We start from the raw sequence: 6,800 nt of genomic DNA on the forward strand, positions 1-6,800 counted from the left end.
CCCCGACCGATCCGACCCGAAGACCTTCATGACGCAGACCACCGCTCCCGCTCCCGTCTGGCTCGCCGCGCACCGCAGCGGCGCCGCCGAGGAGCTGCCCACGCTCGAGATTCCGCGCTTCCGCGGCACGCCGGGCTGGGAGTTCACCGAGATCCCCGAGCTCGACCTCGACGCCTACCCGACTGCTCAGGGCGGCGACGCCTCCACGGCCGAGACCGCGCCGCGGATCTTCGACCACCTGCCCGAGGGCACCCTGCGCCTGACGCAGGTCGACCACGTCGTCGTCGACGAGGCGGTCCAGGTGCCGGCCCCCGGCGAGAAGCAGGCCATCGTCCTGCCCCTCGACGTCGCCGCCGCCCGTCACCCCGAGCTCGTCGAGCCCTACCTCGGCAAGATCGAGACGGCCCGCACCCCCTTCACGGCCCGCAACGACCGCGACTGGACGGGCGGCTTCTTCGTCCACGTCCCGCGCGGCCTGCAGCTCTCGGCCCCGGTGCTGCTCACGCAGATCCAGGAGCAGGCCGGCCGCACCGTCTCGCCGCGCACGCTGATCGTCCTCGAGGACGGCGCCTCGGCCGAGGTCTGGTCGCAGACGACGTCCGCGTCGCCCGACCTCGACGCGCTCGTCAACGGCGTCGTCGAGGTCCACGTCGGGCAGAACGCGCGCCTGCGCTTCGTCGACGTGCAGGACCTCTCCGAGTCGTCCTGGATCTTCGGCGCCCAGCGCGCCACGATCGAGCGCGACGGCTGGATGGACTGGATCACGCTCGGCCTCGGCTCCGCGAAGGGCAAGGTCTTTCAAGAGACCTCCCTGGACGGTCCCGGCGCCCACGGCCGGGTCACGGGCGGTTACGCCACGCACGGCAAGCAGCACCTCGACTTCGACACGCTGCAGACGCACGCGGCGCCGAACACGACCTCCGACCTGGCCTTCCGCGGCGTGCTCGCGGAGAAGAGCTCCACGGTCTGGCGCGGCATGATCAAGGTCGACGAGGACGCGCAGCAGACCGACGCCTTCCAGGAGTCGCGCAACCTGCTGCTGGGCCGCAAGGCGCACGCCGACGCGATCCCGGGGCTCGAGATCGCCGCGAACGACGTCCGCTGCACCCACGCCGCGGCGATCGCCCAGATCGACCCGGAGCAGCTGTTCTACCTCCGCTCCCGCGGCCTGGACCTCAAGATGGCGCGCCGCATGGTCATCGAGGGCTTCCTGGCGGAGCTCGTCACGCGGTTCGAGGAGGGCCCCGTGCGCGAGGCGCTCGGCGAGATCCTGCAGCGCCGCATGGACCGCGTCCTCTCGTAGTCCGACGAACCCCGTCGGCGCGTGTCCCGTCGCACCGGGCGCGCGCCTTCGGGGTTCTAAGGTAGGTGGATGAGCGATTCCGCTGCTCCCCCCGCCCACGACCCCTCGGTAGCGAGCCCGCCGTCCGGCGGTGCCCCCGGGGAGATCGTGGCCCACGACTCCATCCTCGACGCGATCGGCGAGACCCCGCTCGTCCGCCTCTCGCGCATCGCCGCCGGACTGACGCCGCAGGTCTTCGCGAAGGTCGAGGCGCTGAACCCCGGCGGCTCGATCAAGGACCGCGTCGCGCTGCGCATGATCGAGGCCGCCGAGCGCGACGGCCTGCTGCGTCCCGGCGGCACGATCGTCGAGCCGACCTCCGGCAACACCGGCACCGGCCTCGCGATCGCCGCGCGCATCAAGGGCTACCGCGTGATCGCGGTGATGCCGGACAAGATGTCGCAGGAGAAGATCGACCTGCTGCGCGCCCTGGGCGCCGAGGTCGTCGTCACCCCGACCGACGTCGCCCCCGACTCGCCGCGCTCGTACTACAGCGTCTCGAAGCGCCTCACGCAGGAGATCCCGGGCGCGTTCAACCCGAACCAGTACGCCAACCCGGCCAACCCCCAGACCCACGTGGACTGGACGGGCCCGGAGATCTGGCGCCAGACGGCCGGGAAGATCACCCACCTCGTCGCCGGCGTCGGTACGGGCGGCACGATCACCGGCATCGCGCGGTACCTCAAGGCGCAGAACCCGGAGATCGAGGTCATCGGCGCCGACCCGGAGGGCTCGATCTACTCGTCCGAGGAGGTCCGCCCGTACCTGACCGAGGGCGTGGGCGAGGACTTCTGGCCCTCCACGTTCGACCCGTCGATGGTCGACCGCTACGTGACGGTCTCCGACAAGGACGCGTTCCTCTCGGCCCGTCAGCTCTCCCTCGTCGAGGGCATCCTCTCCGGCGGCTCCTGCGGCACGGCCATGGTCGCCGCGCTCGAGGTCGCCCGCGGCATCACCGACCCGAACGCCGTCGTCGTCGTGATCCTGCCCGACGGCGGCCGCTCGTACCTGTCGAAGATCTACAACGACACGTGGATGCGCGAGCACGGGTTCCTCGAGCGTCCGCCGGAGCGCACCGTCGGCGACGTCCTGCGCACGAAGGAGCGCGAGGGCGGCGTGCCCCAGATGGTCTCGGTCCGCCCGAACCACAAGGTCCGCCAGGCGATCGCCGTCATGCACGAGCACGGCGTCTCGCAGCTGCCCGTCGTTTCGCCCCACGACACGCACGCGCTGGTCGGCTCGATCGGCGAGCGCGGCCTGCTGCGCCGCGCCGCGAAGGACCCGGCGGTGCTCGACGCCGACATCTCCGACGTCATGGAGCTGCCCTTCCCGGCGATCTCCTCCGACGGCCCCGTCCGCGAGGCCGTCGAGCTGCTGTCGGGCGACCAGCAGGCGCTCGCCGTCATCGAGGGCGGGCGGCCCGTCGGCCTGGTGACGCGCTCGGACCTCTTGGAGTCGCTGGTGGTGCCCGCATGAGCTCCAAGATCCCCGCGGACGCCAAGATGGCGACCCGCGCCGTGCACGCGGGCCTGGACCCCGACCCGACGTACGGGTCGATCATCCCGCCGATCCACCAGACGTCGACGTTCGTGCAGCCCTCGCCGGGCGAGTACGTCGGCGACTTCGACTACGCCCGCTCGGGCAACCCGACGCGCGCGGCGCTCGAGAAGGCCCTCGGCCAGCTCGAGGGCGGGCTGGCGACGACGTTCTCCAGCGGGCTGGCGGGCGAGCACGCGCTGATCACCGCGGTCGCCGGCACCGGCGGCCACGTCGTCCTGCCCAACGACCTCTACGGGGGGACCTATCGCCTGGTCGACTCCGTGTTCTCGCGCTGGGGCCTCCAGTACGACCTCGTCGACCAGCGCGACCTCGACGCCACGGTCGCCAAGATCCGCCCCGAGACCTCGGTCGTCTGGGTGGAGAGCCCGACGAACCCCCTCCTGAACGTCGTCGACGTGCCCGCGCTCATCGAGCGGGTGCGCGCCCGCGCGAAGGAGGTCGGCGCGTCGCTCATCGTCGTCGTCGACAACACGTTCGCCACGCCGATCAACCAGCGCCCGCTGGAGTGGGGCGCCGACGCCGTGGTGCACTCCACGACGAAGTACCTCGGGGGTCACTCCGACGTCGTCGGCGGCGCCGTGGTCGTGCGCGAGAAGGCCCTGCACGCGGCCGTCCGCCACGTGCAGAACTCGGTCGGCGCCATCCCCGGCCCGTTCGACTGCTTCCTGCTGCACCGCGGCCTGCGCACCCTGCACCTGCGGGTGGCGCAGCACACGAAGAACGGCGAGGCGGTGTCCGCGTTCCTGCGCACCGTCGACGGGGTCACCGACGTCCGCTGGCCCGGGTTCGGCGGCATGGTCTCCTTCCAGCACCCCGGCGCGCTGGGCATCACGACCGCCACGAACATCTTCTCCCTCGCGGAGTCGCTCGGCGGCGTGGAGTCCCTCATCGAGGTCCCGGCGGCGATGACCCACCAGTCCGTCGCGGGCTCGGACGCGGCGGTCCCCGCCGACCTCGTCCGCCTGTCCTGCGGCGTGGAGGACCCCGACGACCTCGTCGCGGACCTCCGTCAGGCGATCGCCGCCAACGCGGGCTGAGGACGGGAGGACGACGGACGCCGCCTCGGCGGCGTCCCCGGCCGGCCCGGACCGCGGGTGCGGGCGGACACGCGCCCGACCGACGCGTCCCGTCGGACCCTCCGCCCGACCGCGGTTCGACGACGGGCGTGAGAGGGTTCGTCCATGGCCACCTCCCCGCCCGATCCCGCCGACGGCGCCCTGCTCGCCTCGGCGGGGCGGGTCGCCCGCGACGCCGGTGAGCTCACGGAGCAACTCGTCGCCGTCTCGTCGCCCTCGGGTCACCACGAGGGCTTCGAGCGCTGCGTCGCCCTCCTGCGCCCGTGGCTGCCCGCGGCCGCGACCGTCGAGCGGATCCCGTGCTCGACGACGGGCAGCCCCTCCGACCTCCTCGTCCGCCTGCGCGGCACAGGCACGGCGCGCGTGGTGCTCCTCGGCCACCTCGACACGGTCGTCCCGCACGATCAGCACCGGCCGCTGGAGCGCGACGGCGACCGCTGGGGCGGCTCCGGCTCGTTCGACATGAAGGGCGGCGACGCGATCGCCGTCGGCCTGCTGCGCGCCGTCGCCGACGATCCGGCCGCGCTCGCCGCGGTCGACGAGCTCGCGCTGCTGCTCGTCGCGGACGAGGAGTGGCGGACCGAGTCCTTCGTCCACGGCGAGCGGTTCGCCGGCTGGGACGCCTGCCTGTGCTTCGAGGGCGGGGAGCGCACGGAGGCGGGGGAGGAGGCCGTCGTCGTGCAGCGCAAGGCCGCCGCCGCGATCCGCCTGCGGGCGACGGGCCTGGCCGCCCACGCGGGCGCGAAGCCCGACGACGGCCGCAACGCCCTGCTCGCGCTGTCGACCCTGGCGCTGCGGCTGGCCGGCCACCACGACCCGGCGGGACCCGGCCGGGTCAGCGCGGTGCCGACGATCGTCCGCAGCGGCGCGGCGCTCAACGTCGTCCCGGACGAGGGCGAGCTGATCTGCGACGTCCGCGCCGACGAGACCTCGGCCCTCGAGGCCGTCCTCGCCGACATGCCGACCGATGTCGACGGGGTCGCGATCGACGCGTCCTTCGGCCGGCTGTGGCCGGGGATGGACCACCGGGAGGAGGCCGCCCTGGTGCTCGCACGGGCGGGCCAGCTGCTCGGCCGCCCGATCCACGCCGCGCGTCGCGGCGGCGCCTCCGACGCGAGCCACCTGGCCTCGTGGGTCCGTGTCGCCGTCGACGGTCTCGGCCCCCTCGGCGGCGGCGCACACGCACGCCACGAGCACATCGACGGTGGCACGCTGGAGGACCGCGCGGCCGTGGCGCTCGCGGTGCTCCAGGCGGTGCTGCGGCCGGCCTGAGCGGGCGCGGCCCGTGGTGCCGCGGGCGTGACGCGCGGGGGATACAGTCGGAGCGTGTCCGCCGAGTCGCACCCCGCCGAGTCCCCCGACGAGGAGCTGCTGGGCGCAGAGTGGCCCCAGGTCACCACCGAGCTCACGGATCCGCAGCGGATCGACCGGATCTCGCGTGAGCTCGAGCGCGCCTTCGGGGCGCTGGCCGACGTGCGCCGCGGCGTCACCGTCTTCGGGTCCGCCCGCCTCGGTCCCGGCACCCCGGAGTACGAGACCGCACGGGAGCTGGCGCGCAAGCTCGCCACGGACGCCCGCGCCTCGGTCATCACCGGCGGCGGCCCCGGAATCATGGAGGCCGCCAACCGCGGCGCCCACGAGGGCACCGCGCGCTCCATCGGCCTGCTCATCGACCTGCCGTTCGAGACGGGCGCCAACGAGTACGTCGAGCTGGCCGTCCCGTTCCACTACTTCTTCACGCGCAAGGTCAGCTTCGTCCGGTACTCCGACGCCTTCGTCGCGATGCCCGGCGGCTTCGGCACCCTCGACGAGCTCTTCGAGGTCCTCTGCCTCGTCCAGACGAAGAAGATCCGCCGCTACCCCGTCGTCCTCGTCGGAACGGCGTTCTGGGGCGGCCTGGTCGACTGGATCCACGCCCGCCTCCTCGCGGACGGCCTGGTCTCCCCCGGCGACGAGGACCTGCTCACCGTCACGGACGACCTGGACGAGGTCGTCCGCATCTGCTGCGAGGCCTGCGACCTGCGGAGTGGAGAGAGTCAGTAGGCCGGCGCAGGCAGGGGACGCCGGCGGGCCTCTGTCGCTGGTTCGCCGGCTCGCACGTCCGGCCCGCGGACCGTCCGCGACCGCCTGCGCCGGCCTGGGCGCCGTCCGGGGTGGGGGGCGCCGTCCGGGGGCGGCGCGGGGGAGCGTCTGGCGGCAGCTCCGTCTGGTCGGCCGGACGGGGCACGCTGATTCGTCGCCGGCGGTCGAGGCAGGCGGACGCGGACGGCCCGTCGACGGCATCAGTGGGCCGACGAGCCGTTGCGAGGCGGCAGCGATCCGGCACTGCCTGCCTCGACCCACCCCTTCTCTCTCAGTGGTCGGCGACGCGGCCGCCCTCGGGGACCAGCGGCTCGCCTGCGCGGTCCCACCCGAGGAGGCCGCCGCGGAGCGACCAGGCGTCGTATCCCGCGTCGCGCAGGGCCTGGGCGGCCATGCCGGAGCGGCCGCCGACGCGGCAGTTGATGACGATCGTCTCGTCCTGGGGGAGCTCGCCGAGGCGGGCGCCCAGCTCGCCCATGGGGATGTGGACGGCGCCGTCGATGCGTCCCTCGCTCCACTCGTAGTCCTCGCGGACGTCGACGAGGGTGACGGCGCCGTCGGCCAGCGCGGCCTTCAGCTCGGGCACGTCGACCTCGAGGCCGGGGTGATCGAAGACGGGGGAGGCCATGCCCCCAACGTACCGCGCGGCGTGACGAGCCCCGGCCGCGCGGCCCCGCCGCGCCTGGCGCTGCGCGTGCCCGCGTCGGAGCCGTGGCCGGCGGTCGCGGACGGCGTACCGC

General features: G+C 73.9%; 6 protein-coding genes. 5 read left to right on the forward strand and 1 reads right to left on the reverse strand.

Annotated features, from left to right (window positions below; genetic code table 11):
• Nucleotides 1–28: 28 nt before the first annotated feature.
• The 5 genes from sufD to F593_RS0115365 all read left to right on the forward strand — a co-directional run bounded on the left by sufD (nucleotide 29) and on the right by F593_RS0115365 (nucleotide 6,021).
• Nucleotides 29–1,303 (forward strand): Fe-S cluster assembly protein SufD, encoded by a 1,275-nt coding sequence (gene sufD, locus F593_RS0115345; protein ID WP_028721718.1) that lies wholly within the window; start codon nucleotides 29–31, stop codon nucleotides 1,301–1,303.
• Nucleotides 1,304–1,447: 144 nt separating this feature from the next.
• On the forward strand, nucleotides 1,448–2,818 hold the full coding sequence (locus F593_RS0115350; RefSeq protein ID WP_028721719.1) for a cystathionine beta-synthase: 1,371 nt from the start codon (nucleotides 1,448–1,450) through the stop codon (nucleotides 2,816–2,818).
• A complete protein-coding gene (locus F593_RS0115355; RefSeq protein WP_022929639.1) occupies nucleotides 2,815–3,939 on the forward strand; it encodes a trans-sulfuration enzyme family protein in 1,125 nt (374 codons plus the stop codon). The genes F593_RS0115350 and F593_RS0115355 overlap by 4 nt, the downstream gene beginning before the upstream one ends.
• A 144-nt stretch (nucleotides 3,940–4,083) precedes the next feature.
• Nucleotides 4,084–5,250, forward strand: coding sequence for a M20/M25/M40 family metallo-hydrolase (locus F593_RS0115360; RefSeq protein WP_022929640.1), 1,167 nt, complete (start codon nucleotides 4,084–4,086; stop codon nucleotides 5,248–5,250).
• 54 nt (nucleotides 5,251–5,304) lie between these two features.
• The gene (locus tag F593_RS0115365) at nucleotides 5,305–6,021 is read left to right on the forward strand and encodes an LOG family protein (protein ID WP_022929641.1); all 717 of its coding nucleotides are present in this window, start codon (nucleotides 5,305–5,307) and stop codon (nucleotides 6,019–6,021) included.
• Between the two features lie 310 nt (nucleotides 6,022–6,331).
• Here the strand turns inward: F593_RS0115365 and F593_RS0115370 are convergent, their stop codons facing one another.
• Nucleotides 6,332–6,688, reverse strand: a complete 357-nt coding sequence (locus tag F593_RS0115370; RefSeq protein ID WP_022929642.1) for a rhodanese-like domain-containing protein — start codon at nucleotides 6,686–6,688, stop codon at nucleotides 6,332–6,334.
• Nucleotides 6,689–6,800 lie beyond the last annotated feature (112 nt).

Source organism: Patulibacter americanus DSM 16676 (assembly GCF_000420025.1).
In the GTDB taxonomy this organism is placed as follows: Bacteria; Actinomycetota; Thermoleophilia; order Solirubrobacterales; family Solirubrobacteraceae; genus Patulibacter; species Patulibacter americanus.

Coding starts and splice junctions, on each gene's coding strand:
- sufD (WP_028721718.1), top strand. CDS start 29: ATGACGCAGACCACCGCTCCCGCTCCCGTCTGGCTCGCCGCGCACCGC.
- F593_RS0115355 (WP_022929639.1), top strand. CDS start 2,815: ATGAGCTCCAAGATCCCCGCGGACGCCAAGATGGCGACCCGCGCCGTG.
- F593_RS0115370 (WP_022929642.1), bottom strand. CDS start 6,688: ATGGCCTCCCCCGTCTTCGATCACCCCGGCCTCGAGGTCGACGTGCCC.
- F593_RS0115360 (WP_022929640.1), top strand. CDS start 4,084: ATGGCCACCTCCCCGCCCGATCCCGCCGACGGCGCCCTGCTCGCCTCG.